Raw genomic sequence first — 1,301 nt, 5'->3', positions numbered from 1 at the left:
CAGGCGTGCGCCGCAGCGCAGGTAGCCCTTGATGAGCGGCGGCGCTGCGGGAGGCGCCGTGTCGCTGTCGGCATCGGCGTCTGCCCCGGTGTCCAGCGGCAGCGCGACGCGCGGCTCCACGCGCCAGCGCTGCTCGACCAGGTGCGTGCGGCACAGCCGGTGCCACAGCCGCGCGGCCGTTGCGCCCTGGTCGTCGAGCCCGATGCTGGCGCAGCCGATCATGGTGTCGAGCCGGTGCTCGACCATGTACTGCCCCAGCGCGGTCCACAGCGCCATGATCACGCTGCCCGTGCGCCACTGCGCGTCCACGCACGAGCGGCCCAGTTCCAGCGCGCGGCCGCGCAGCGACGCGAGCGGGGACAGGTCGAACTCGGTGTCGGTGTAGAAGCCGCCCGCACGCAGCGCCGCCTCGGGCGTCAGCACGCGGTAGGTGCCGATGAGCGGGCCGGGGCCGTGCACGGGGTCGATGGCACGCACCAGCAGGTGGTCGCAGAAGGCGTCGAAGCGGTCGACGTCGAGCCCGGGCGGCGTGCCTTCGGGTGGCGTCAGGCGCGCGCCCATCTCCTGCGCGAATACGCGGTAGCGCAGGCGCTGGGCGTCGCGTACGTCCTCTTCGCAATCGGCCCATCGGGTTTCCAGCACGGGCGCGGCGGTTGCGAGCGGTATGAACGAACGGCGGGGCAGGGCGTGCGAAGCGTTGATGTCCATGTGCGTGCGACGACTCAGTTGGAGGGCGGATAGCGGTCGACCAAGCGGTTCTGCCGCCGGTTGAGCCGCGCGAGCGCGAGCAGGCCGATGGGCCGCACGCCGGCCTTGCGCTGCGCTGCGCCAATGGCGAACAGCAGCCGCTGCTTGGCGAAGACCATGCGAAAGCCTTGCAACACGCCGGTGTCGGGGTCCCACGCCTCGATGGCTTCGGAGCCTGCACCGTTGATTTCCATGATGGTGAAGCCGCGCCCGGCACCGAGTTCGCGCAGGCTCTGGTAGCGCACGTCGAAGCGCCCGAAACGGAAGTCGGGCATGTCGCGTGCGATGGCGTCGATGGCGCCCACGAGCTCGGGTGTGATGAGCGCCGCGCCGTCGCGGTACAGGCCGCCCACGCGGGTCGAGCCGATGGTGGCCAGCCGCACCTGCTGGCCGGCGGCCGGCACGCTGTCGGGTGGCACGCTGCATTCGTGGCGCGGCGAGCGCGCGATGCGGCGGGCGCGGGCTTCCGGCGTGTCGCGCGAAAGGTAGGCGACTTCACGCGCGCCGAGGATTTGCACCCGATACGGGTGGATGTAGTTGAGATAGCCGACCAG

At 71.6% G+C, this 1,301-nt stretch carries 1 protein-coding gene and 1 pseudogene; both read right to left on the bottom strand.

Annotated elements, in window-relative coordinates; translation table 11 throughout:
- Positions 1 to 708 (bottom strand): GNAT family N-acetyltransferase (locus ACSFA3_RS23835; protein ID WP_435507879.1); only part of this gene is annotated, 708 nt, incomplete at its 3' end.
- A 14-nt stretch (positions 709 to 722) separates the two neighbouring features.
- Positions 723 to 1,301, bottom strand: a pseudogene (locus tag ACSFA3_RS23830) (hypothetical protein); the annotation flags it as partial.

It is taken from the genome of Variovorax glucosi, from assembly GCF_051216695.1.
In the GTDB taxonomy this organism is placed as follows: Bacteria; Pseudomonadota; Gammaproteobacteria; order Burkholderiales; family Burkholderiaceae_C; genus Variovorax.
Note: the sequence above shows the minus strand (reverse complement) of the source record. Positions and strands in the feature narration are given on the sequence as shown.